This is a genomic window from Nocardia sp. NPDC058114, from assembly GCF_042884695.1.
GTDB lineage: Bacteria > Actinomycetota > Actinomycetes > Mycobacteriales > Mycobacteriaceae > Nocardia.
On sequence record NZ_JBHVTK010000010.1, the window covers coordinates 108682 to 132415 of the forward strand.

A 23734-nucleotide genomic window follows, 5' to 3' on the forward strand; every position below is an offset into this window, starting at 1 on the left:
CATTCCCTCTTTCTATACGTAGGCGTATATCAGCGGTACTCTCGACATATACGCTGCCGTACACATGGAGGTCCCCGCTATGCGACTACCCGAATCGGCCCACACCGACCAGCCCTGGCGCATCCACGAGATCGCCCCCGACTTCGACGTCGAGGACATCTGGCAGTTCCGCACCCCCGGCGCGGGCCCCGACGACTTCCCCGCCCTACTCGCCGCCCTCCAGGCCGAACGCGCCTCCGAGTCCACCGGCATCAGCGGCCTGCTGTTCAAGATCCGCTGGAAGCTGGGCGAACTGTTCGGCTGGGACCGCGAAGAGGCAGGCACCGGCACCCGCGTCCCGTCTCTGCGCGAGCGTCTGCCCGCCGACCTGCGCGACACCGACATCCCCGCCGAAGACGGCCCACTCACCGCCCTCTATGTCCTCGACAACGAATACGCCGCCGAAATCGCCAACGGCACGATGCACGGCATCATGCACCTGGGCTGGGTCCCCGACACCACCGGCTACCACCTACAAATGGCGGTCCTGGTGAAGCCCAACGGTCGCTTCGGCCGCCTCTACATGGCCCTGATCAAGCCCTTCCGCTACGGCATCGTCTACCCGGCGATGACCCGCAGCTGGGAACGCACATGGAACGACCTCGCCGTGACGCGGTAAGCGCTGTTCCTACGCGCTGAGCGGGGCGGCGGATACTCCGTAGCCGAGGTTGGTGAGGACTTCGCTGGTGGCCTTGGCGAAGTTCAAGGTGATGAAGTGGAGGCAGGGGGCGCCTTCTTCGGTGAGGCGCTGGGCCATTTCGGTGGCGATCTGGATGCCTTCGGCGCGGACGGCGGCACGGTCTTCCTCCGGGCCGGTACCTGCCGCCCGGGTGAGGCGGGCTACCACGTCGGCGGGGACGGGGCGGCCGCTGAGTTCTTCGGCGCGGGCGACCGTGCGCAGGGAGGTGATGGGCATCAGCTCGGGGATGATCGGCTTGGCGCCCTCGATGGGGTCCATGGCGATCACGCGGTCACGCAGACGCAGATAGTGCTCGACGTCGAAGAACATCTGGGTGATCGAATACTCGGCTCCCGCACGGAGTTTCGCCGCCAGGTGGTGGGTGTCGTGGTCGAGGTCGGGCGAGCGGTGGTGGCCCTGGGGGAACGAGGCGACGCCGACGTGGAAGTCGCCGAGATCGCGCACGATGCGGACCAGCTCCTCCGCGTATTCGACACCGCCGGGGTGCTTGGCCCATTCACCCAGCGGGTCACCGGGCGGGTCACCACGCAGAACCAGGACATTGCAGATGCCGGAGTCGGCGTAGGACCCGATCAGGGAGCGCAGTTCGGCGATGCTGTGCCCGACCGCGGTGAGGTGGGCGACCGGGAGCAGGGTGGTTTCCTGCGCGAGCGCACCGGTGATGCGCACGGTGCGGTCGCGGGTGGAACCGCCCGCGCCGTAGGTCATCGACACGAAGGCGGGATGCATGCGTTCGAACTCGCGGACCGCGCGCCACAACCGAGCCTCGCCCGCTTCGTCTCGCGGAGGGTTGAACTCCACGGAGAACGGCACGCCGTTGCCCGAATGGGTGCGCAGACTCTGCACCACCGAGGGGGTGTTCGAGACGATCGACGGCCGCTGGGCGGGTCGATCTGGGGTCGAACTTCCCCGTCCATTGTCGAAATCCACCGGCTCAGTCTAGTGGGAGGCGATGGCGCCCCGGCACCGACTGGGAAACCGGGCGCCGAACACCCAGCAACGCGTCAAGGCCGATGAACGTGCCCGCGGACGGTAGCACCGCGGAAACCCGGATGTGGGCTGCGTCGCAGCGGCCCTGTGCGCCGAGAGCGCGCCCGGTCCGCCCGCGTATCGTTCGGGACAACGCTGGTGACCGCACCACCGAGTGCCCAACCGGTCCCGCTGTTCGCCCACTTCGCCCCTGGAGGCCGCCCTGTCCGCCGGAATCGGTACCCCGCTATCCCGGTCCGCCGCCGACGCTCTGACCTCGGTCGACCTCGTCGCGCTGACCCCGGGCACGCCGGCCTTCGTCGCCGCTGTCGAACAGGTGCTGACCAGCTTCTTCGCCACCCGGCGTGAGATCGTCGAGCCGCTGGGGCCCGTCTTCCTCGACGCCGTCGAGGCGCTCGGACAGTTCGTGGTTCGGGGCGGCAAGCGGACGCGACCGGGATTCGCGTGGACCGGCTGGCTGGGCGCCGGTGGCGATCCCGCCGGGCCGGATGCCGCCGCGGTACTCACCGCCTGTTCGGCACTGGAATTGGTGCAGGCGTGCGCGCTCGTGCACGACGACATCATCGACTCCTCGCGCACTCGGCGCGGGTTCCCGACCGTGCACATCGAGTTCGAGGATCGGCACGCGGCGGCGGGCTGGCCCGGCGACGGCGCCGCCTACGGCTCGGCGGTCGCGATTCTGATCGGCGATCTCGCGCTGGCCTGGGCGGACGATCTGGTGCACGAGGCCGGTTTGAGCCCACGGGCGCTGGCCCGGTTCGCACCGGTGTGGGCGCGGATGCGGACCGAGGTGCTCGGTGGGCAACTCCTCGACATCAACGGCGAGGCGGGCGGCGACGAGTCGGTCGAGGCCGCGTTGCGGATCAACCGGTACAAAACCGCCGCGTACACGATCGAACGGCCGTTGCATCTGGGCGCGGCGCTGGCGGGTGCCGACGAGGCGCTGGTGGACGCGCTGCGGATCTACGGAACCGACGTGGGGATCGCGTTCCAGCTGCGTGACGACCTGCTCGGCGTGTTCGGCGACCCGGCGGTGACCGGAAAGCCGTCGGGCGACGACCTGCGGGAGGGCAAGCGGACCGTGTTGATCGCGGAGGCGCTGCGCCGGGCCGATCCGGCCGCCGCCGCCCTGATCCGGACCGGCCTCGGCACGGACCTCGACGATGCCGCCGTCGACCGGCTGCGCACAGTGCTCACCGACCTGGGTGCGGTCGACGAGGTGGAGCGCCGGATCACCGAGCTCACCGACACCGGGCTCGCCGCGATCGCGACCAGTTCCGCGACGCCGGAGGCCAAGCAGTTGCTCCACGCCATGGCACTGGCTGCCACTCGCCGCGCGGCCTGATAGGAAAAGTGTTGTGGGACAAGCGAATCATGTCGTCGTAGTCGGGGCCGGGCTGGCAGGTCTGGCGGCCGCGCTGCACCTGCGGGGCGCTGGTCGCGAGGTGACGGTGCTGGAACGGGCCGATCATCCGGGCGGCCGGGTGGGCCGATACCGGTTCGACGACTACGAGATCGACAGCGGCGCAACGGTACTCACTTTGCCTGAAGTGATCGACGACGCGCTGGCCGCCGTCGGGCACACCAGGCAGAGCGTCGGCCTGCGCATCCACCGCCTCGCTCCCGCCTATCACGCACGCTTCGCCGACGGCAGCGACATCCGCGTCTTCGACGACGCCGACCAGATGGCCGCCGAGGTCGAAAGTGCTTGCGGGCCCGCTGAAGCGCGCAACTACCGCCGACTGCGCGACTGGCTCGGCCGCGTCTACGACGCCGAGTTCGACGAGTTCATGAACGCCGATTTCGATTCGCCGCTCGACATGGTGCGTACACCGCGCTCCAGGGCCGCGCTCACCGCACTCGCCAAGCTCGGCGGCTTCGGAAAACTCGGGCCGCGCGTACGGTCCTTTCTGGGCGACGAACGGCTGACCAGGCTGTTCACCTTCCAGGCGCTGTACGCGGGCATGTCGCCGGATGACGCGCTCGCCGTCTACGGCGCGATCCCGAACATGGACACCTGCCTGGGTGTCTACTTCCCCGAAGGCGGGATGCGCGCGATCACGGCGGCGCTCGCCGAGGCGTTCACGGCCGCGGGTGGTCAGCTAGTCCTGAATGCCGAGGTCGACGGCATCGACTATCGCCCCGGACGGACACCGAACGGGCGGGGACAGGCGGCGGCGCGCGGCCGACGCGCCGAAGCCGTGCGCACCGCCGACGGGCGCACCTACCCCTGCGACGCGGTGGTCCTCACCGCCGACATCGCGACACTGCCGACATTCGGCCTGCGCCACCGTCGCGGCCTGCGCGCCTCACCGTCGGCCGTCGTCGCCCACGGCACCATCGCGGCCGAGATCGCCGCGCGCTGGCCCGTACAGGCCCATCACACCATCGAGTTCGGCGCCGCCTGGGCACAGACCTTCGCCGAGATCGCCGCGCGCAAGGGTCGCGGCCGGCTCATGAGCGATCCGTCGCTGCTGCTCACCCGGCCCGCGCTCACCGACGCCGACCAGTTCGTCGACCGGGCCACCGGGCGCTTCGAACCGCTGTCGGTGCTCGCGCCGTGCCCCAACCTGACCGCCGCCCCGCTCGACTGGGACCGGCTCGCCCCCGCCTACCTGCGCGAGCTGCTCGCGGAACTGGAGCGGCGCGGCTACACCGGCATCGCCGAACATTTCCGCGTCGACCACCTCGACACGCCCGCCACCTGGGCCGCCCAGGGCATGATCGCGGGCACACCGTTCTCCCTCGCCCACGTATTCCGGCAAACCGGGCCCTTCCGGCCACGCAATCTGCCAAGGGGCGTGGACAACGTCGTTCTCGCAGGTTGCGGCACCACTCCGGGGGTGGGTGTGCCCACCACACTGCTGTCCGGCAAGCTGGCGGCGGCACGAATCACCGGCAGCCGGGCACACGCCGGTACCGACCACCGGGTTAGTGTTCCAACTTGAAGCCGTAAACTGACGGCCGACTTATCAGCTCGCGGTTGCGACCGCCGACCATCCGGGGGGACCGACCGAACATGCCGCCCTCCGAGACGACCGTAGGCACCATGGACAACACGCGCACCCTCGAGCGCCAGCGTCACCTACCCGCCGGGAGCGACCCGGGCGTCCGGACCTGGCTGCGCACCGCAGGCGAGTTCGCCAGGAGCCCCGAGGGCCACGCTGCTCTGATGGGTTTCTTCGGCGCCATGATGATCACCTTCGGTGGCTTCGGTGCGGGGGCTGTTCGCAAGCGCGATCCGCTGCTAGAAGCGCTGCACCTGTCGTGGCTGCGATTCGGCCACGGATACGTGCTGTCGACGATCGTGATCTGGATCGGCGTGCTGCTGATGATCACGGCGTGGGTCCGGCTGGGTCGCACCACCATCGGCAAGGGCGAATCGACGGTCACGCTCAACGAGTTGCGGGCGATCGTCGGTATCTGGATCACGCCCCTGCTGTTCGCGGCGCCGATGTTCAGCCGTGACTCCTACTCCTACCTCGCCCAGGGTGCCCTGTTGCGTGACGGTTTCGACCCCTATCAGGTGGGTCCCGTCGCCAATCCCGGCGTGCTGCTGGACAACGTGAGCCCGGTCTGGACCACCACCACCGCGCCGTACGGCCCCGTCTTCTTGTTGATGGGCCGTGCGATCACTTCGCTCACCGGCGAGAACGTCATCGCCGGGACCATCGCGCTGCGCGTCGTCATGCTGCCCGGACTGGCGCTGATGATGTGGGCGGTGCCGTATCTGACCAAGCATCTGGGCGGAAAGCCGACGGTCGCGCTGTGGCTGGCCGTGCTCAACCCGCTGGTGCTGGTGCACCTGATCGGTGGCGTGCACAACGAGATGCTGATGGTCGGGCTGATGTGCGCGGGCGTCGCGCTCGTGCTCGAACGCCATCATGTGGCCGGCATCGTGGTGGTCGCCATCGGCGTGGCGATCAAGGCGACGGCAGGCGTGGCGCTGCCGTTCCTGGTGTGGATCTGGATTCTGCACGAGAAGGAACGGCGAGCCGCCGAGCGGCGAGCCGCGGTGGATTCCGACGCCGCACTCGCCGAGGAACAGAAACACCCCGACGCTGCCAGACCGTCCGCGGACATGCCGCACCCGCTGTTCGTCTTCGCCAAGATCGCCGGTATCGGCGTCGGCGTGTTCGCGCTGGTGTTCGGCGCGGCGTCGGTGATCGCGGGAGTCGGCTTCGGCTGGGTCACCGCGTTGCAGGGCTCGAACAAGATCATCAATTGGCTGTCGCTGCCGACGATTCTCGCGCACATGGTCACCTGGGTGACCCCGCTCGATTTCAACTCCGTACTGGACGTGACCCGCCTGCTGTGCCAGATCGCCATGGTCGCGCTGCTCGTCGCGACCTGGTGGCGGTTCCGGCACAGTGAGCGCGAGGCCGTGATGGGCATCATCATCGCGTTCGTCGCGATCGTGCTGCTCTCCCCCGCCGCACTGCCCTGGTACTACTCGTGGCCGCTCGCGCTGGCCGCCGGGTTCGCGATGTCGACCCGCACGTTGATGTGGCTGGTGGGGATCTGCACGTGGCTGATGCTGGTGTTCCAGCCCGACGGGTCGATCGGCCTCTACAACTTCTGGCATGTCGCGCTGGCGACCTTCGCCGCCGTGGTCGCGGCGGTGTCGCTGCGCACCGTGGATCCGCTGCATCTGCGTTCGGCCGGCTCGAAGGCCGTTGCCACGGAATCGGCGCCGCCAGTTCGAGCATGAGCCCTCGCGCGCAGAGGCTTCGACGCGGCACCGTGATCGTGCCCGGAGATGCCCGACCGCTGACCAGCGAGCTGGATGCGGCCTACGCGAGTTGCCGGCGGATCGCCGCCGAGCACGGGCGCACCTACTACCTGGCCACCACACTGCTCTCACCGGAACGTCGGCGAGCGGTACACGCGCTGTACGCGTTCGCCCGGATGGTCGACGACATCGTCGACCATGCCGACAACCCCGCGCGCGTCCTCGACCCCCGCGACGGCGCCCGGCACAGCCTCGCTCCGACCCACCTCGTCGCCGGCGGACGCGCCCCTGCGCGGCTCACCTCCACCCAGCGGCACGTGCCGAGTGAACCCGCGCAGGTCGTCGACGTCTCCCCCGCCCAGCACCTCGACCTCGTCGAGAAACACCTGCGACTGGCCCTCGAACACGGCGACATCGACAGCACCGACCCGCGCCGCCGCCAGATCATCACCGCGGCCGCGGACACCATCAGCCGCTACGACATCGCGCACACCCACCTCTGGACATTCCTCGACGCCATGCGCATGGACGTCCCCGGTACGGCCACCCACCGCACCTGCTACGCCACGATGAGCGAGCTCCGCGAGTACATGCGCGGGTCCGCCGCCGCCATCGGCCTGCAGCTACTGCCGGTCCTGGGCACCGTCGTCCCCGTCGCCGAGGCCGAACCGGCCGCCGCTGCCCTCGGCGAGGCCTTCCAGCTCACCAATTTCCTGCGCGATGTCGCCGAAGACCTCGACCGCGACCGCGTCTACCTGCCCACCGACGAGCTGACGGCGTTCGGCGTAGACGAAGCCCACCTGCGCGACTGCCGTCATCGGGGCCACACCGACGCACCGCTGCGGCGTGCGCTGGCCCACCTGATCGCCGTCAACCGCGACATCTACCGGCAAGCCGTCCCCGGCATCGCCCTGCTCGCCCCCCGCGTACGCCCGGCGATCACCACCGCGGCCATCCTCTACGCCGAAATCCTCGACCGCATCGAAGCGGCCGACTACCAGGTCTTCACCACCCGGGCCACGGTCCCCCGCCGTCGCCGGATCCTGGTCGCCGCCAAGGGTTTCACCGGCGGCTAGTTACCGCGGTTCGCTCGCGACGGCCACTGCCCGCGGCCGCGCGCGATCCTGCGGTGTGACGATCAGAAGGGTTCAGCGTGCGCGCGGCGAACTACCTCGCGGGCCAATTGCCCGTGCAGAGCGTCCACCGGGCGCCCGGGCAGGGAAGGGTCGTCGGTGTAGAGCCAGCCGAGGATGTCCTCGTCGGTGTACTTGGCGTCGCGCATGACGGTGATCACGCCGGGAAGCATGCGGACGATCTCGTCCTCGGAATCGAAGAAGCGGGACGGAATGCCCACGACGCCGCCGCGGCGGATCGCGAGGATCTGGTGGTCACGCAGCAATTGGTGCACCGAGGTGACCGGGACGCCGAGGATATCGGCCGCCTCGGGAAGCGAGACGATGGTTTCGGTGTCGGGCAGCACGTCGTCGCTGCAGGGGAAGGCACTCACTCCCACAACGGTAGTACGTGTCAGCGCGCACGCATCGTCTGGCATGCCCACACCACCCGGTTACCATCGTGGTGGCCGCACACGGCGGCCGGTTGAATGCCGGAGGACATCACTTGATCGGCCAGATGCTGGAAGGGCGCTATCGCATCGATGCGCCGATCGCTCGCGGCGGGATGTCGATGGTCTTCCGCGGGACCGACACCCGGCTCGATCGCCCCGTCGCGATCAAGGTGATGGACCCGAAGTTCGCCGCTGACCCGCAGTTCCTCAGCCGTTTCGAGTTCGAGGCGCGGGCGGTGGCCAAGCTCAAGCATCCGTCGCTGGTCGCCGTGTACGACCAGGGCGTCGATGGCGAATACCCGTTCCTGATCATGGAACTGGTCGAGGGCGGCACGCTGCGCGAGCTGCTGCGCGAACGCGGGCCGATGCCGCCGCACGCCGTGCGCGCCGTGGCCGAGCCGGTGCTGCGCGCGATCGGCACCGCCCACGACGCAGGCCTGGTGCACCGCGACGTGAAGCCGGAGAACGTGCTGATCTCCGACGCGGGCGAGGTGAAGATCGCCGACTTCGGCCTGGTCCGCGCCGTGGCCGCGGCCAACACCACCTCTGCGAGCGTGATCCTCGGCACCGCCGCCTACCTCTCCCCCGAGCAGGTCACCACCGGTACCGCCGATGCCCGCAGCGATGTGTACTCCTTCGGCGTCCTGATCTTCGAACTGCTCACCGGGCGGGTGCCGTTCACCGGCGACAACTCGCTGTCGGTGGCGTATCAGCGGGTCGAGAACGATGTGCCCGCCCCGAGCAACTTCATCGGTGGCGTACCGCCCGAATTCGACGCGTTGGTCGCCAAGGCCACCTCCCGCGACCCCGCGCAGCGCTTCGCCGACGCCAACGAGATGGCGGCGAAACTGCAGACGATCGCGATGGAACTGAATCTGCCGCCCTACCGGGTGCCCGCACCGCGCGATTCGGCCGAACATCTCAGCGAGAGCTATCAGACCGGCGCCGCGCATCATCCCGGCGAGCGCCCGGCGACCCCGCCGCCGATGGCCGCGCACCATTCCCCCGCGCCCGAACCGCACCACACCCGGGTGGTCACCGCACCGCGCCCGCGCCCGGAGGAGTACGCCCCCGCACCGGCGGCGAGCGCGTTCGGCGGTGGCGACGATCATTCGCGCCGAACAGGTTTGGTGTGGGTGGGCATCGTCACCGCGCTGACCCTGCTGGTCGGTATCGGCGGCTGGTGGCTCGGCGTCGGTCGCTACACCGCGGTGCCGCCGATCGCGGGCATGGACTCCCAGCGGGCCGTCGCGGTCCTGCAGGAAGCCGGTTTCGAGACGGAGTTGCGGCAGAAGGCCTCCGACACGGTGCCGGTGGGCGGGGTCGTCGGCTCCGAGCCGTCGGCCGGGTCGCGGGTGACCAAGAGTTCCACGGTCGCGGTGCTGATCTCCAACGGAAAGCCGCGGGTGCCCGATATCAAGCCCGGTGACCAGCTCGCCGCCACCAACCAGGCGATCCGCGATGCCGGTTTGCAGCCGATCGACAGCGGCGAGGCGGCCAGTACCGCGCCGAAGGGTTCGCTGGCCAAGGTGGAGCCGGCGCCCGGCACGATCCTGCCGATGGGCGCGCAGGTGAAGGTGTACCGCAGCAAGGGTTCCCAGCCTGTCAACGTGCCCGACGTCCGGGGCAAGACCGCCGAGGAGGCTGCCGCCGCGCTGACCACCGCGGGCCTGGTCGTTCGCGACACGCGCGTGCAGTTCGACAAGAGCGTCGAAGGCGACAAGGCGATCGCGACCGAGCCCGCCGTCGGCACCACCCTGCAATCGGGCGACACCGTGACGCTGATCGTGTCGAACGCGGTGAAGGTCCCCAATGTGATGGGTCAAAGCGTCGGCAACGCCCGCTCCAAACTGCAACAGCTCGGCCTGCGGGTAGAGGTCAAATCCCTCACCGACTCGGACAGTTCCCTGGTCATCGGCCAGGTTCCCGGCTTCAACTCGAATGTGGAGGCGGGCAGCGTCGTAACGCTCACCGCCCTGCCTTGAAGGGGCAAGGATCCCGAGAAGGACAAAGAAAAACCCGGGCGCGGTCCCCGCTGACCGCCCCGGGCTCGTCCCGCTGATTCAGCGCAGCATTTCCGCGACCAGGAACGACAGTTCCAGGGATTGCTGGGTGTTCAGGCGGGGATCGCAGGCCGTTTCGTAGCGGCCGCCCAGGTCGAGATCGGAGATGTCCTGGGCGCCGCCGAGGCACTCGGTGACGTTCTCGCCGGTCAGCTCGATGTGCAGGCCGCCGGGGTGGGTGCCGAGGGCGTGGTGCACCTCGAAGAAGCCCTGGACCTCGTCGACGATGCGGTCGAAGTGGCGGGTCTTGAAACCGGTGGACGACTCGTGGGTGTTGCCGTGCATGGGGTCGCACTGCCAGATGACCTGGTGGCCGGTGGCCTGCACCTTCTCGATGATCGGGGGCAGCACATCACGCACCTTGCCGTTGCCCATGCGGGCGACCAGGGTGAGCCGGCCGGGCTCGTTGTTCGGGTCGAGCCGCTCGACGTATTCCACGGCCAGTTCCGGCGTGGTGGTGGGCCCGATCTTGAGCCCGATCGGGTTCGCGAGAAGTTCGGCCAGCGCGATGTGGGCGCCGTCGAGCTGACGGGTGCGTTCGCCGATCCACAGGAAGTGCGCGGACAGGTCGTAGAGCAGCGGTTCGCCGGTCTCGGACTCGCTCAGCCGCAGCATCGCGCGCTCGTAGTCGAGGACGAGCGCCTCGTGCGAGGCGTAGATACGCGCGGTCTTCAGGCTCGGGTCGTTGACCTGACAGGCGGCCATGAAGCGCAGACCGCGGTCGATCTCCTCGGCGAGGGTCTCGTAGCGCGCGCCCGCGGGCGACTGGGCGACGAAGTCACGGTTCCAGTCGTGCAGGCGGTGCAGGTCGGCGGTGCCCGCGCTGGTCAGGGCGCGAACCAGGTTCATCGCGGCGCTGGCGTTGGCGTAGGCACGGACCAGACGCGACGGGTCGTGACGACGCAGGGCCTCGTCGGCGACGAGCGAGTTCACCATGTCGCCGCGGTAGGACTTCAGGCCCAGCGCGTCGGTGTCGGACGAACGCGGCTTGGCGTACTGGCCCGCGATCCGTGCCACCTTCACCACCGGCATACTCGCGCCGTAGGTGAGTACCACGGCCATCTGCAGCAGCGTGCGGATATTGCCGCGGATGTGGGGCTCGGTGTTGTCGGCGAAGGTCTCCGCGCAGTCACCGCCCTGCATGAGGAACGCCTCACCGCGCGCGACAGCGGCCAGCTGCGCCTTGAGGTCCTCCACCTCGGCGGGCAGGCAGATCGGTGGCACGCTCTCCAGCACGGTGCGCATGGTGGCGGCCTCATCGGCGTCCCAGGACGGCTGCTGCAGAGCGGGCCGGGCCAGCGCGGCATCGAGGCGACCACGCAGCTCTTCGGGCAGCGGCGGCAGTTCCGGCAAACGGTCAATGGGTACGTCGACGGTCCAGGTCACCAGATCAGAATACGACCCGCGCGTCCGAGCGACTATCCGGCGTACCCGCGAAGCCACCGCCGACCCGTGCGAAACACGCACAGGGCGCCCACATAGGGTTTCGTCGACCCGTCGTGGGGTCCATCGCCCGGCGCGCCGGAGCCCCACGAGCAACCCACCGGCACGAAGAGGCGATCTCCCTGCGATATTTCTACGATTCGGAATTCATCGAGGATGGGGTGACGATCGACCTGATCTCGATCGGCGTCGTCTGTGAGGACGGGCGCGAGTACTACGCGGTCTCCACCGAATTCGATGCGAAGCGGGCCGGGCCGTGGGTGCGCAAGCATGTGCTGCCGAAGCTGCCTGCCGCCGGGTCGCCGCTGTATCGCACCAGGGAACAGATCCGCGACGACCTGTTCAAGTTCTTCCTGCCGCGCCCGAGCGTGCAGCCGGAGCTGTGGGCGTGGGTGTCCGCCTACGACCATGTGGCGCTGTGCCAGCTGTGGGGTGACATGACGGCGCTGCCCAAGGGCATGCCCCGCTACACCAACGAGCTGCGCCAGCACTGGGCCGCGCACGGCAGCCCCGACCTGCCGCCGATCCCGGACGACGCGCACGACGCACTCGCCGACGCCCGCCACAACCTGGCCAAGTTCGAGGCCATCGAGACATACCGGCGCACCCCGCGCCTCTAGGACACGGTCCTGCACAACGAAGGCCCCGAGTCGAATTCGACTCGGGGCCTTCGTTGTTCGCGATGTTCGATCAGTGACCGAACGGCTCGCTGTTGTTCGCGATCGCCTGCTGTTCGGCGAGAACGGTGAGCATCCGGTGCTCCTCGTTCTCCTCGATCTCGGCCCAGGACTCGCCCTCGGCCTTGGGATCGGCCTTGAGGAAGCTACCGGTGCCGGGCTTGCCCGCCGAACCGAGCTTGTTCATCTTCTTGGGCACCGGGGCGCCCTGGTATTCCAGCGGGATGGCGTGGCCGTGTGCGTCGACCCCGCCCAGCGGCTGGTGCACCTCGATGTACTCGCCGTGCGGCAGACGCTTGATCACCCCGGTCTCGATACCGTGCTCGAGCACCGCCCGGTCACTGCGCTGCAGACCGATGCAGAACCGGTACGTCACGAAGTACGCGATCGGCGGCAGCAGCAGCACGCCGATACGACCGATCCAGGTGGTCGCGTTCAGCGAGATGTCGAACTTCAGCGCGATGATGTCGTTGACACACGAGAGCGTGAGCACCACGTAGAACGCGATCGCCATGGCACCGATCGCGGTACGCACCGGCACGTCGCGCGGACGCTGGAGCAGGTTGTGATGCGCCGAGTGGTCGTTGGTGAGGCGCTTCTCGATCCACGGGTAGGCGATCAGCAGCGTGAACACCAGGCCCATGATGAGCGCGACCCAGACCACGGCCGGGACCGTGTAGCGACCGAGGTAGAGCTCCCACGGCGGCATCAGACGCGCCAAACCGTCGGTCCACATCATGTAGAAGTCGGGCTGTGAACCCGCCGAGACCTGAGAGGGGTTGTACGGGCCCAGGTTCCAGATCGGGTTGATCTGCAGGACACCGCCCATGATGCCGACGATGCCGAGGGTGAACGCGAAGAACGCACCCTGGTCGGCGGCGAACACCGGGATGATGCGCGCGCCGACGACGTTGTGCTCGGTGCGGGCCGGTCCGGGGAACTGGGTGTGCTTCTGGTACCAGACCAGCGCGACGTGCGCGCCGATCAACGCCAGGATGATGCCGGGCAGCAGCAGCACGTGCGCGATGTAGAGGCGCGGGATGATGATGTCGCCGGGGAAGTCGCCGCCGAACATCAGCCAGTGCATCCAGGTACCGATGACCGGCAGGCTCATGGTGATACCGCCGAACGCGGCACGCAGGCCGGTGCCCGAGAGCAGATCGTCGGGCAGCGAGTAGCCGAAGAAGCCTTCGAACATCGCCAGGATCAGCAGCAGCGAGCCGATCACCCAGTTCGCCTCACGCGGCTTGCGGAACGCGCCGGTGAAGAAGATGCGGAACAGGTGGATGATGATCGACGCCGCGAACAGCAGGGCCGCCCAGTGGTGGATCTGCCGGACGAACAGACCGCCGCGCACCTCGAAGGAGATGTTCAGCGCGGTCTCGTAGGCCCGCGACATACCGACGCCGCGCAGCGGCTGGTAGGCGCCGTCGTAGACCACGTGGGTCATCGACGGGTCGAAGAACAGCGTCAGGTACACACCCGACAGCAGCAGGATGATGAACGCGTAGAGCGCGATCTCACCCAGCAGGAACGACCAGTGGGTCGGGAAGACCTTGTTGATCGAACGCTTCATGAACGCGGCGGCGCGGTACCGCTCGTCCATCTCATTTGCCTGATTGGCCACAACGCTCATGAACGACGCTCCCAGAAGGCCGGGCCGAGCGGCTCGATGAAGTCGCCCGCGGCGACCAAATAGCCCTCGGAGTTGACGGTGATCGGCAGCTGAGGCAGTGCGCGGGCGGCAGGACCGAAGACCGGCTTTGCCCACTCGGTCGCGAGGAACTGCGACTGGTGGCAGGGGCACAGGATCCGGTTGGTCTGCTGCTCGAACAGCGAGGTGGGGCAGCCGAGGTGGGTGCAGATCTTCGAGTAGGCGAAGTAGTCGCCGAAGTTGAAGCTCTCCTGGCCCTTGCGCTTGATCGCCTTCTCGGCGTCTTCGGTGCGCAACCGGATCATCATGACCGCGTTGCGGATACCGCGCAGCGACTCGAGCGTGGCGTGCTCATCGCCGCGCCACTTCTCTTTCCACGGGAACACGGTTTCCATCGAGCCGGCGTCCAGGTCTTCGGGACGCACCAGCACGATGTCGCCGGGGCGACCGGTGTCGCGGCGGATGTAGACGGTCTCGCCCGGGTAGTCCGGGGTCCAGCCCGAGACCCACAGCGGCGACTTGTCGCCCTTGGCCCACGGGTTCTTCACCATGCCGCCGACGAACACCAGCAGTGCGCCGATACCGAGCACACCGACACCGGCGCCCGCGGTACCGAGCATCATCTTGCGACGACCGAGGGTGGAGGTGTCGAGCGCGTCCTGCAGCTCGGCCGCCAGGGTGCGCCGCTCGACCTCGTCGGAGGGGCCGTCGTGGCGCTGCTGGATCGAGATCTCGGCGGGGATGAACCGCTTGCGGATCAGCACCACGGCGACACCGATGACCAGCACCGAGATGCCGAAGGTCAGGCCGACGAGCGGGGTGAACAGCGAGTAGGCGCTGTGGCCCTCGTCGCCGTAGCCCTTCCACTCCCACGGCCAGAACAGGAAGACACCGATGAGCGCGGCGGCGGCGAGGCCGGAGATGGCGAACCAGAACGTGACCGCACGTTCGGCGCGCTTCTCGGCCTTGGTGCCCGGCACCGGCCACCGCTCGTTGCGGTAGACGACATCGACGTCGTCGCGATTGGTGCCGAGCTCGACCAGCTCGTCACGCGACATCGCGTCCAGTTCGTCTTCGGTGGGTTCGCGACCCATGTCGCTGTGCTCCTGTCCACTCATGGCTGCATCCAATTCGTCATGCTCGGGCACGCTGCGTGGTTACGCTGCGCTGCCGCCTCCGCGCACTGACCGATCATGACCGCGATCCGATCCACATCGCGGCGCCGACCACGGCGGTGATGCCGATGACCCAGATCGCCAAACCTTCGGTCGCCGGACCGAACCCGCCGAGATCCCAGCCGCCGGGCGACTTCTCCTCGGCGGAGTTCTTGACGTAGGCGACGATGTCGCGCTTCTCCTCCGACGTCAGCTGCCGGTCGGAGAACTTGGGCATGTTCTGCGGGCCGGTGACCATAGCCTGGTAGATCTGCTGCTCACTGGCCTCGGCCAGCGGCGGCGCGAACTTGCCGCCGGAGAGCGCGCCACCGCGACCGGTGAAGTTGTGGCAGGAGGCGCAGTTCATGCGGAACAGCTCCGAGCCACGGGCGATGTCGTCGCCGCGCAGCGACTCCTGGGCGATCTCACCGTTGGCGTCGCGGATCACCGAGGGGCCACCGCCGTTGGCGGCGACGTAGGCGCCGAGCGCGTCGGTCTGGTGCGCGTCGAACTTCTCCGGCTTGCGCAGCGCCTGGGCGCCGTTGGCGGCCATCGGCATGCGGCCGGAGGAGACCTGGAAGTAGACCGCGGCCTCGCCGACGCCGATCAGGCTCGGACCACGGTCGGCGACACCCTGCAGGTTCGCGCCGTGGCACGTGATGCAGGAGGTGTCGTAGAGCTGCTTGCCCTCGCGGATGAGCGCGGACTGGTCCTCGTGCGCGGTCGCGACCTGCGCCTGCGGGGTGAGCGCGGTCGCCAGGAAGCCGGCTCCGACCAAGCCGATCATCAGCGCGAGAGCACCCGCGATACGACGACGGGCGCGGCGCTGCTTACGCGCCTTGGCGGCCTGTGCGTCCTGCCCGGCGCCGGGGCCGGCGGGCTCTGGGGCCGACGGGGGAGATGAACTCATCTGTGTCCCTTTGGAGTAGACGGAACCGACTTGTGCAAATGCTGTGCGCGCCGCGCGCTATCGGACGAAGTAGATCGTGGCGAACAGCCCGATCCAGACGATGTCGACGAAGTGCCAGTAGTACGACACCACGATCGCGGCGGTGGCCTGGGCGGGGGTGAACTTGCTCAGCGTGGTGCGGACGAGCAGGAACACGAACGCGATCAGACCGCCGATCACGTGCAGACCGTGGAAGCCGGTGGTGATGTAGAAAACCGAGCCGTACGAGCTGCCGGCGATCGAAGTTCCCTCCTCCACCAGGTGGTAGTACTCGTAGCCCTGCCCGGCGACGAAGAACGCGCCCATCAGCAGGGTGATGCTGTACCAGCGACGAAGGCCGAACACGTCGCCCTTCTCCGCCGCGAACACACCCATCTGGCAGGTGAACGAGGACGCGATCAGCACGGCCGTCACCGGAATCGCGAGCTTCATGTTCAGCTCGGTCGGCTCCGGGGGCCAGTTCCCGTGCGCCTGCGCGCGAGCAACGAAGTACATGGCGAACAGTCCGGCGAAGAACATCAGCTCGCTCGACAGCCAGATGATGGTTCCGACGCTGACCATGTTGGGCCGGTTCAGCGAATGCACACGCTGAGTAATGGCCGATCCTGGGGTGCCTACTGCGGTCGTCACGGGGTAAGTATGACTCTTCGTAGTACGACACATGTACCCGGGTACGAAAGTTTGTGGCGCCAGTCGGAAAACCCACGCACAGAGGGGGTCTACGACTTCCGTCGGCGTGTTGGCGACGACCGCGCGACAACTCATTGTGACAGCGTTGGATGTGGATAGGCTGAGACGAGGAGGCGGCGATGGTCGTGGTGCGGATGTGGCGGCGGCTGTTCGGTGGGTCGGCGCGGGAGTTGGACCCGGGGCGCGACGATCTTGTGGTGGTCGCGTCGAGTTTCGACGATGTCGAGGCTTGTTCGACCGCGCTGGATCGGGCGAGCGAGCTGGATCGGGAGGCCGATGCGGTGTTGCGCCACCATCTGCGGCTGCCCGCCGGGCAGATCGAGGCCGCGTGCGAGATCGCCGGGTATGACGGATACGAACGCGCCGAGCCCGCCGCGCCGGCCGCGGACCTGGTCCCGATCATCCTGCAGCGGGTGCAACGGCTCGATCCGCTGACCTGCTCGCAGGAACGCTCACGGATGGCCGGGCTCGCCCAGCGCCACGACGGCGTCGCCGACGGCTGGGACGCGCTGCAACCCCCGCGCACCGCCCCGTAAACTTTGCCCGACGGCGCAAAAGACCTTGCGCCACCTCCGCGCGCCCGATCTACAGTGGCGCAACGGTGTCGTCGAAGGAGAAGCAGAGCAGATGAGCGTGCGCAGCTGGGCCCAGGTGCTCGGAACCCTCGCCGACGGTGGCGACCTGGCCGCGGACGACACCACCTGGGTGATCGACGAGATCTTCACCGACAACGCCACCGCCGCCCAGATCGCGGCGTTCGGGGTCGCCATGAAGATCAAGGGCCCCACGCCGACCGAACTGGCGGGCATGGTGGCCGGGATGCTCGGGCACGCGCGGCTGGTTCACGTCGACGGCGACGCGGTCGATGTCGTCGGCACCGGCGGCGATCGTTCGGGGTCGGTGAACATCTCGACCATGTCCGCGGTGGTCGTGGCCGCGGCCGGGGTCCCCGTGGTCAAGCACGGGAACCGGGCGGCGTCGTCGAAGTCCGGTGGTGCCGATGTGCTCGAAGCGCTGGGTGTGAAGCTCGCGCTCGGCCCCGGGTCGGTGGCGCGATCGGTGCGCGAGGCGGGGATCGGGTTCTGTTTCGCGCCGCTGTTCCACTCCGGCCTGCGTTTCGCCGGGGCGGCGCGCAAGGAGATCGGCATTCCGACCGTGTTCAACGTGTTGGGCCCGCTGACCAATCCGGCGCAGCCGCGCGCCGGGCTGATCGGGTGCGCGTTCGCCGATCTCGCGCCCGTGATCGCCGGGGTGTTCGAGGCGCGTGGGTCGAGTGCGCTGGTCGTGCGTGGGCGTGACGGGCTCGACGAGATCACCACTTCGGATCTGACCGACGTGTGGGTGGTCAGTGGTGGGCGGATCCGTCGAACGCTGATCGATCCGACGCGGCTCGGCATCGCGAGGGTGGACCTGGACGACCTGCGTGGCGGGGATGCCGAGGTCAACGCCCAGGTCGCGCGCGATGTCTTCGCGGGGACGGCCGGACCTGTCCGTGACGCGGTGCTGTTGAACTCGGCCGCGGCGATCGTGGCTTACGACCTCTCGCGCGGGGTCGGCGATGTCGATCTCGACCTGGACGCGGCGCTGACCGACGGGCTCGAGCGCGCCGCCGCCGCGGTGGACAGCGGGGCGGCGGCGAAGCTGCTGCAGAGCTGGGCCGAACTCACCAGGACGCTCGACGAGAACTGACCCCGAAGGCTCACTCCCCCAGCGAGAATCCGGCTTCCACGTCGGCGCTGGAATAGGACTTGAACGCGATGTGGGTGGTGGTGCGGACCACGCCGTCCACCTTGTCGATGCCCGCGGTGACCACTTCGGCGATGCGCGCGTGGTCGCGCACGCGCACGATCGCGATCAGGTCCACGTCACCGGCGCAGGAGTACACCTCGGCGACTCCTTCGGTGTCGGCGAGGGCCTGCGCGGTCTCGGGGATGCGAGAGTTCTGCGCCTGGATCATCACGATCGCGGTAATCATGGGATCACTCTAGAACTTCGGGCCGCTCGGTGGCCGCTTTGAACCGACGCATCAGGTCATAGCTCTTCACCCCGGGTGCCGCTTCCACCGAACTGGACACGTCCACGCCATAGGGACGGTGCCGGGCGATCACATCGGCGACGTTGTCGGGGTCCAGGCCGCCCGCCAGCACCACCCGGCCCGGTTGCGCGCGGACCCAATCGGGGAATTCCTCGAACACACCGGAGCCCGCGCTGGCGTCGTAGAAGAAGTATTCGCTGGTCTGACCCGGTTCCGGCGGGTTCGAGGAGCAGAAGGCCAGGTTCGGCAGGTCGGTCCACTCATAGAGCTGCACGACGTCGAACGCGTCCGCTACCTCGGCGACCTCGCGCGCCTCGAGGGCGACGGCGAAGGTGGTGATGCGACCACGCGCGTAGCCGGCGAGCGCGCGTGCCTGTTCGGGGGTGCGGTAGCGCTTGCTCTTCGTCGTCACCATGACGCCGATCGCGGAGTACCCGAGCTCGATCGCCCAGTCGATCTGTTCCTCGGTGGTCAGACCGCACACCTTCACGAACATTCGCCGCTGCTCCTTGTCCTCGGGCCCCGCCACCGTGCGCGGAGTCGTCGTCCATGATCCAGGACGGGTTGTTCTCGCCTGCCTCGGCCGCCCCGGTGTGGCTCGTCAGCGTTCGGCCAGATACTCCTCCTGTTCGCTCCTGGTGGTCGCGGCCGTGCGCGCGAGCTGCGCCCAGCCCACCCAGCGCGCCGCACCGTGCAGCGGTTCGTGGTACCCGTCGCTGGTCCGCACGATCCGCGCGCCGGGTTTGGCAAGCCAGCGAGCGATGACGCCGACTTCCTCCGGTGGAGCTCCGCGCAGGGGTGGGATGCGGTCGCCGAGGTCGACGACCGCACCGTCGAGGGAGAACGCCACTTCCGGCGCATTCACCCGATCGGACTCAGCTGCCGACCGCTGGGTCCCGCTACCCGGCGACGCGATGCCCAGGTCGGGGATCACTGTTTCGGCGGCGGCGACGATCTGATCGACAACGGCCATCGGTGGAGTGCCGCGCGCAGCGGTGCCCGCGGCGGCGAGGCGGCCGTAGCGGATGACAGAGAATTCCCAGCCGCCCGCACCGTCGGGGAGGGCGATGATCAGTTCCGCGAGGCGAGCGAGGGCGGCGAGACGCTGGGTGCGGTGCAGTTTCGTGACGACGGTGGCGGTGCGGTCGCGCAAGCGCGCCGCTGCCTCGAAATGCTCTGCGGTGGAATATGTTTCGATTCGATCGATCATCGCGCGGAGCAGGGTGTCGGCGCGGCCGGTGAACAGGTCGCGGACCGCGTCGACGGCCGGAGCGTAGCTCGTGGCGTTGTGGTCAGCGTCGTGGCGCGCGGCGGGACAGCCGCCGACCACCGCGGGCGGGCAGGTGTGTTTCGCCGTGCGGGTGAGGCGGGTGGCGCAGGTTCGGATTCCGGCGAATTCGGCGATCGTGGACGCCACGTCGACGGCGTCGGTCCGGGAATTGAACGGCCCCACCGCAGTCCGGGTCGGGGTGCGCACCGCGGTCAACCGGGGGAACGCCTCCTCGCTCAGGGTGAGCCACCACCCACGCTTGGGGAATTTCGAGCGGCGGTTGTACGGCGGCGCGTGCGCGGCGAGCAACCGCAGCTCGCGCACCCCGGCTTCGAGGCCGTGCGCGCACACCACATGGTCGACCCGAATCGCCAGTGCCACCATCTCTTTCATCCGGCTGCGGGTCTCCGAACCGGTGAAGTAGTTGCGGACACGACGGCGCAGATTCACCGCAGTCCCTATATAGAGGACTTCGTCCGACGGTCCGCGGAAGAGATAGACGCCGGGCGCGGCAGGCAGATCGGTCGCGAAAGTGCGCTTGGCGCGCTGGGTTCCGGTGACGCCGGGCAGGTAGTCGAGCAGCTCGGTCAGGCTGTGTACGCCCTGATTGCCGACCCGGCCGATCAACGCGTGCAGCACGTCGACGGTGGCGCGGGCGTCGTCGAGCGCGCGGTGCGTCGGTGTCGTCGACGCACCGAGGAGCTGTGCCAGCACCCCGAGTCGTGCCGACGGGGCCTCGTCACGCGTGAGCACCCGCCGCGCCAGCTTCACGGTGCACAACACCTGCGGATTGGGCCACGCGATGTCCTGACGCGCCGCGGCCGCTTTGAGAAACGCGGTGTCGAACCGCGCGTTGTGCGCCACCAGCACTGCCCCGGCGGCGAACTCGAAGAACCCCGGCAGCACCCCCTCGATCCGCGGCGCCTCGTACACCATCGCCGTGGTGATCCCGGTGATCTGCACGATGGCGGGCGGAATCGCGTACCCCGGATTCACCAGGGTCGCGAACTCCCCCAGCACCTCACCGCCGCGCACCTTCACCGCCCCGATCTCGGTGATCGCGTCCCGATCAGCGCTGGTCCCGGTCGTTTCGAGGTCGACGACGACGAAAGTGGTGGCATACAGCGGGGTATCGAGCTCGTCGAAGGCCAACTGCCGGGCGGCAGCCGGGAGCGGAACGGGATCGGGCACGGCGAGCAGCGTAGGACGGGGGTCCGACAAGCTCGGCCCGAACTCGATGACCGCCCAGCCGCTCGGGCGCACCTCCTCCGAGCGCATCGAGTCGGCCATGGCCAGTAGATGTCGGAGAGAACCACCCGGCGACCCGTCCCGCGACCCGGCACAACCCGGGGCCGTGATCTTCGGAGCCGACAATTCGGCGCGAGACTTTCGTTCTGATGCGAACAAAATGCCCAAGATCAAACTGATTTGTGACCGGGCTCACATTCTTATCGAATTCACATGAGTTCATCAGATTTCAATGGGTAATCGGCCTTACCGATCTGCGCGCGCCGCAGCTTACGGCGCGCCGCCCGTGAGGCGAACCGTCCGACACGCAGGCAAACCGCACTCCGAGCGTGTACGACCTGCGGATTTACCGATTCTGGGTACCGAAATCGCCGCGCGAACCCTATTGGCGACGCGCCGGTAGCACCCGGAAATCTCGATCGCCGCGACCTGGCGTTATCGTTTCGTGATCGGGTGTGACTCAGCTCGCACACATTCTTCGGTGATATCAGCCGAAACCCCCCTTGGACCGATGTCCGACTTTACAAACCCCCGTGATGTCTTCGTAACCTTTTTGAGACCTCACGGAGTCCCGCCGATCGGAAACGGTCAGCGAGACGAAGCCCGCCGCGTCAAACGGACACGGCGTCGTGGGGCAGATTGGAAGTTCCGCATCATGGCGAACAACACCGTCAAGCGTCAGGCGCAGCGTGCCGTTGCCGTCGGAGCCGTCGGCGCTGCCACCATCGGCGCGTTCCTCCTGCCGGCCGCCCCGGCATCGGCCACCCCGGTGACCGTGCCCGGCATCGGCACTTTCGAGGTTCCGAACGAGATTCCGCTGCCCCAGGGCGTCCCCGGCATCGAGATCCCGGCCGCGCCGCAGGTTTTCACCGCACCGCGCGCCACCGCCGCCGACATCGCCCTCGATGCCGCGCTGAGCAAGATCGGCTCGCCCTACGTCTACGGCGCCGCGGGCCCGAACGCCTTCGACTGCTCGGGTCTGGTCCAGTGGGCCTACGCCCAGGCCGGCATGGACATTCCGCGCACCAGCGACGCCCAGCTGGGCGCCGGCACCCCGGTCTCCATCGATGCCCTGCAGCCCGGCGACATGGTGTCGTTCTACGGCGGCGGCCACTCCGGTCTGTACGCCGGTGACGGCAATGTCGTGCACGCCTCCACCGCGGGCACCCCCGTTCAGATCGCGTCGCTGTCGTCGATGCCGTTCGCGGGTGCTCGACGCTTCTGATCGAATGCCGCATGATGCGCAGTTCGCGGGGAAGTGCGCACCGTCACGGCACTGATCGTCCGGGTACGTGCGCCGTCCACTGGGTTGGACGGCGCACGTACCTTTACTGGACACGACTGCATACAGTTCCGTAACCTGATCGAGACCTTCTCGGCTGACGAGGAGATCGCGCTCAGGTAGTGCGCTGTATCGGCGGACAACGAGAGAACGGGGCACGGGCCACTGTGACTGCACACCACCGGAATTCGCACGCCACGCGTGGTTTCGCCGGAGCCCTTTCCGCCGCGATCCTGGTGTGCGCGATCTACACCGCCGGCCCCTCCGGTGCCGACCCCGTGGCCATGCCGACCACCGCGACCGACGCGATCTCGCGCATGGTCGACCTCTCTCGCCAGTCCGAGCAGCTCAACCAGCTCGCACTCACCGCGCAAGGCGATCTCGACGCCAAGCTCGCGCTGCAACGCGAAGCCGACGACAAGGTCGCCGCCACCTCCGCGGTCGTCGAGGCCGCCCGCGCCGAAGTGCGCAGGTTCCAGCCGATGATCGACCGCACCGCCGTGGCCGCCTATACCGGCGTACGCACCAACAGCATGTTCGCCGTGCTGTCGAGCGGTTCACCGCAGCAGTTGCTGGACAAGATGTCGACGCTGGACGTGCTCGCCCAGCAGACCACCGACACGGTCCGCCAGTTCAAGCAGGCCGCCGACGCCGCCACCGCGGCCGACGCCGTCGCCCGCACCGCCGCCGAGGCGGCGCACGCCGCGACCACCGCCGCCGACGCGGTGCGCGCCGACGTCGAACGCAAACGCCAGGACCTCGCCGCCTCGACCACCTCGGTGGTCGAGGCGTGGAGCCAGCTCTCGGCGCGCGACAAGTCGACGCTGGCCGGTTCACCGTTCCCCCCTGGCTTCGACCGTGATTCGCTGCTCGCGGGCCTGGTCCCCGGCAGCGGCACCAGCGCGCTGGCCGCCGCCCTCACCCGCGTCGGCGATCCGTATGTCTGGGGCGCCACCGGGCCCGATCAGTTCGACTGCTCCGGTCTCGTGCAGTGGGCGTTCAAGCAGGTCGGCAAGAACGTGCCGCGCACCAGTTCCCAGCAGGCGGGCTACGGCACGCCGGTGTCCAAGGACGAACTGCTGCCCGGCGACGTGATCCTGTTCTATCCCGACATCACCCACGTCGGCATCTACGCGGGCAACGGAATGATGGTGCACGCCTCCACGTTCGGCGTGCCGGTCGCTGTCGCGCCGATCAACACCACCCCGTACCACTCGGCCCGGCGATACTGAGCAAGACCG

21 protein-coding genes are annotated in these 23734 nt (G+C 68.4%); 11 read left to right on the forward strand and 10 right to left on the reverse strand.

Annotated features, from left to right (window positions below):
• Positions 1-79 precede the first annotated feature (79 nt).
• Positions 80-658: a DUF2867 domain-containing protein gene (locus ACFVVI_RS29255; RefSeq protein ID WP_387447629.1), complete on the forward strand. Its 579-nt coding sequence runs from the start codon at positions 80-82 to the stop codon at positions 656-658.
• A gap of 9 nt (positions 659-667) precedes the next feature.
• Here ACFVVI_RS29255 and ACFVVI_RS29260 read toward each other — a convergent pair whose 3' ends face one another.
• A complete protein-coding gene (locus ACFVVI_RS29260) occupies positions 668-1669 on the reverse strand; it encodes a methylenetetrahydrofolate reductase (RefSeq protein WP_378636616.1) in 1002 nt (333 codons plus the stop codon).
• A gap of 250 nt (positions 1670-1919) precedes the next feature.
• Between ACFVVI_RS29260 and ACFVVI_RS29265 the strand changes: the two genes are divergently transcribed.
• The 4 genes from ACFVVI_RS29265 (at position 1920) to ACFVVI_RS29280 (ending at position 7537) form a co-directional block, all read left to right on the forward strand.
• The gene (locus ACFVVI_RS29265) at positions 1920-3074 is read left to right on the forward strand and encodes a polyprenyl synthetase family protein (RefSeq protein ID WP_379312817.1); all 1155 of its coding nucleotides are present in this window, start codon (positions 1920-1922) and stop codon (positions 3072-3074) included.
• A 13-nt stretch (positions 3075-3087) separates the two neighbouring features.
• On the forward strand, positions 3088-4677 hold the full coding sequence (crtI, locus tag ACFVVI_RS29270) for a phytoene desaturase family protein (protein ID WP_387447630.1): 1590 nt from the start codon (positions 3088-3090) through the stop codon (positions 4675-4677).
• A gap of 101 nt (positions 4678-4778) precedes the next feature.
• Positions 4779-6440: an alpha-(1->6)-mannopyranosyltransferase A gene (locus ACFVVI_RS29275; RefSeq protein ID WP_378660424.1), complete on the forward strand. Its 1662-nt coding sequence runs from the start codon at positions 4779-4781 to the stop codon at positions 6438-6440.
• Positions 6441-6475: 35 nt separating this feature from the next.
• Entirely contained in the window at positions 6476-7537 is a 1062-nt protein-coding gene (locus tag ACFVVI_RS29280; RefSeq protein ID WP_387447683.1) for a phytoene/squalene synthase family protein, read from the forward strand.
• Between the two features lie 62 nt (positions 7538-7599).
• Here ACFVVI_RS29280 and ACFVVI_RS29285 read toward each other — a convergent pair whose 3' ends face one another.
• Positions 7600-7968: an Rv2175c family DNA-binding protein gene (locus ACFVVI_RS29285; protein WP_387447631.1), complete on the reverse strand. Its 369-nt coding sequence runs from the start codon at positions 7966-7968 to the stop codon at positions 7600-7602.
• Positions 7969-8093: 125 nt separating this feature from the next.
• Between ACFVVI_RS29285 and pknB the strand changes: the two genes are divergently transcribed.
• Positions 8094-10013: a Stk1 family PASTA domain-containing Ser/Thr kinase gene (pknB, locus tag ACFVVI_RS29290; RefSeq protein ID WP_378992680.1), complete on the forward strand. Its 1920-nt coding sequence runs from the start codon at positions 8094-8096 to the stop codon at positions 10011-10013.
• Between the two features lie 78 nt (positions 10014-10091).
• Here the strand turns inward: pknB and ACFVVI_RS29295 are convergent, their stop codons facing one another.
• Entirely contained in the window at positions 10092-11477 is a 1386-nt protein-coding gene (locus ACFVVI_RS29295; RefSeq protein WP_378636602.1) for a class II 3-deoxy-7-phosphoheptulonate synthase, read from the reverse strand.
• 179 nt (positions 11478-11656) lie between these two features.
• Between ACFVVI_RS29295 and ACFVVI_RS29300 the strand changes: the two genes are divergently transcribed.
• Entirely contained in the window at positions 11657-12154 is a 498-nt protein-coding gene (locus tag ACFVVI_RS29300; RefSeq protein WP_378992678.1) for a polyadenylate-specific 3'-exoribonuclease AS, read from the forward strand.
• A gap of 70 nt (positions 12155-12224) precedes the next feature.
• Here the strand turns inward: ACFVVI_RS29300 and ACFVVI_RS29305 are convergent, their stop codons facing one another.
• The 4 genes from ACFVVI_RS29305 to ACFVVI_RS29320 all read right to left on the reverse strand — a co-directional run bounded on the left by ACFVVI_RS29305 (position 12225) and on the right by ACFVVI_RS29320 (position 16598).
• Positions 12225-13847: a cytochrome bc complex cytochrome b subunit gene (locus tag ACFVVI_RS29305; RefSeq protein ID WP_378992549.1), complete on the reverse strand. Its 1623-nt coding sequence runs from the start codon at positions 13845-13847 to the stop codon at positions 12225-12227.
• Complete coding sequence (locus ACFVVI_RS29310) at positions 13844-14983, reverse strand: ubiquinol-cytochrome c reductase iron-sulfur subunit (RefSeq protein WP_378992547.1); 1140 nt, start codon at positions 14981-14983, stop codon at positions 13844-13846. Before ACFVVI_RS29310 ends, ACFVVI_RS29305 begins: the two co-directional genes overlap by 4 nt.
• A gap of 73 nt (positions 14984-15056) precedes the next feature.
• Positions 15057-15929 carry a c-type cytochrome gene (locus ACFVVI_RS29315; RefSeq protein ID WP_378992546.1) on the reverse strand — a complete coding sequence of 291 codons (873 nt, stop codon included), beginning with the start codon at positions 15927-15929 and terminating at the stop codon, positions 15057-15059.
• A gap of 57 nt (positions 15930-15986) precedes the next feature.
• The gene (locus ACFVVI_RS29320) at positions 15987-16598 is read right to left on the reverse strand and encodes a heme-copper oxidase subunit III (protein WP_378712418.1); all 612 of its coding nucleotides are present in this window, start codon (positions 16596-16598) and stop codon (positions 15987-15989) included.
• 179 nt (positions 16599-16777) lie between these two features.
• Between ACFVVI_RS29320 and ACFVVI_RS29325 the strand changes: the two genes are divergently transcribed.
• A complete protein-coding gene (locus ACFVVI_RS29325; protein WP_378992545.1) occupies positions 16778-17194 on the forward strand; it encodes a hypothetical protein in 417 nt (138 codons plus the stop codon).
• Positions 17195-17285: 91 nt separating this feature from the next.
• Positions 17286-18347: an anthranilate phosphoribosyltransferase gene (trpD, locus tag ACFVVI_RS29330; protein ID WP_378992544.1), complete on the forward strand. Its 1062-nt coding sequence runs from the start codon at positions 17286-17288 to the stop codon at positions 18345-18347.
• Between the two features lie 10 nt (positions 18348-18357).
• On the opposite strand, the gene ACFVVI_RS29335 is transcribed toward trpD, so the two are convergent.
• From ACFVVI_RS29335 to ACFVVI_RS29345, 3 genes are all read right to left on the reverse strand, one after another.
• Positions 18358-18633 carry an Lrp/AsnC family transcriptional regulator gene (locus ACFVVI_RS29335; protein ID WP_101463603.1) on the reverse strand — a complete coding sequence of 92 codons (276 nt, stop codon included), beginning with the start codon at positions 18631-18633 and terminating at the stop codon, positions 18358-18360.
• Between the two features lie 4 nt (positions 18634-18637).
• A complete protein-coding gene (locus tag ACFVVI_RS29340; protein WP_387447633.1) occupies positions 18638-19189 on the reverse strand; it encodes a phosphoribosylanthranilate isomerase in 552 nt (183 codons plus the stop codon).
• 105 nt (positions 19190-19294) lie between these two features.
• A complete protein-coding gene (locus ACFVVI_RS29345) occupies positions 19295-21154 on the reverse strand; it encodes a DEDD exonuclease domain-containing protein (RefSeq protein ID WP_387447684.1) in 1860 nt (619 codons plus the stop codon).
• Positions 21155-21866: 712 nt separating this feature from the next.
• Here ACFVVI_RS29345 and ACFVVI_RS29350 point away from each other — a divergent pair.
• Both ACFVVI_RS29350 and ACFVVI_RS29355 read left to right on the forward strand, forming a co-directional pair.
• On the forward strand, positions 21867-22436 hold the full coding sequence (locus ACFVVI_RS29350; RefSeq protein WP_378636581.1) for a C40 family peptidase: 570 nt from the start codon (positions 21867-21869) through the stop codon (positions 22434-22436).
• Between the two features lie 224 nt (positions 22437-22660).
• Positions 22661-23725: an NlpC/P60 family protein gene (locus ACFVVI_RS29355; RefSeq protein WP_378992541.1), complete on the forward strand. Its 1065-nt coding sequence runs from the start codon at positions 22661-22663 to the stop codon at positions 23723-23725.
• Positions 23726-23734: the final 9 nt, after the last annotated feature.

Excerpts from the sequence above, each read along its gene's own strand:
- ACFVVI_RS29255 (WP_387447629.1), top strand. The coding sequence starts at position 80 with ATGCGACTACCCGAATCGGCCCACACCGACCAGCCCTGGCGCATCCAC.
- ACFVVI_RS29275 (WP_378660424.1), top strand. The coding sequence starts at position 4,779 with ATGGACAACACGCGCACCCTCGAGCGCCAGCGTCACCTACCCGCCGGG.
- pknB (WP_378992680.1), top strand. The coding sequence starts at position 8,094 with ATGCTGGAAGGGCGCTATCGCATCGATGCGCCGATCGCTCGCGGCGGG.
- ACFVVI_RS29305 (WP_378992549.1), bottom strand. The coding sequence starts at position 13,847 with ATGAGCGTTGTGGCCAATCAGGCAAATGAGATGGACGAGCGGTACCGC.
- ACFVVI_RS29310 (WP_378992547.1), bottom strand. The coding sequence starts at position 14,983 with ATGAGTGGACAGGAGCACAGCGACATGGGTCGCGAACCCACCGAAGAC.
- ACFVVI_RS29315 (WP_378992546.1), bottom strand. The coding sequence starts at position 15,929 with ATGAGTTCATCTCCCCCGTCGGCCCCAGAGCCCGCCGGCCCCGGCGCC.
- ACFVVI_RS29325 (WP_378992545.1), top strand. The coding sequence starts at position 16,778 with ATGGTCGTGGTGCGGATGTGGCGGCGGCTGTTCGGTGGGTCGGCGCGG.
- trpD (WP_378992544.1), top strand. The coding sequence starts at position 17,286 with ATGAGCGTGCGCAGCTGGGCCCAGGTGCTCGGAACCCTCGCCGACGGT.
- ACFVVI_RS29335 (WP_101463603.1), bottom strand. The coding sequence starts at position 18,633 with ATGATTACCGCGATCGTGATGATCCAGGCGCAGAACTCTCGCATCCCC.
- ACFVVI_RS29340 (WP_387447633.1), bottom strand. The coding sequence starts at position 19,189 with ATGTTCGTGAAGGTGTGCGGTCTGACCACCGAGGAACAGATCGACTGG.
- ACFVVI_RS29350 (WP_378636581.1), top strand. The coding sequence starts at position 21,867 with ATGGCGAACAACACCGTCAAGCGTCAGGCGCAGCGTGCCGTTGCCGTC.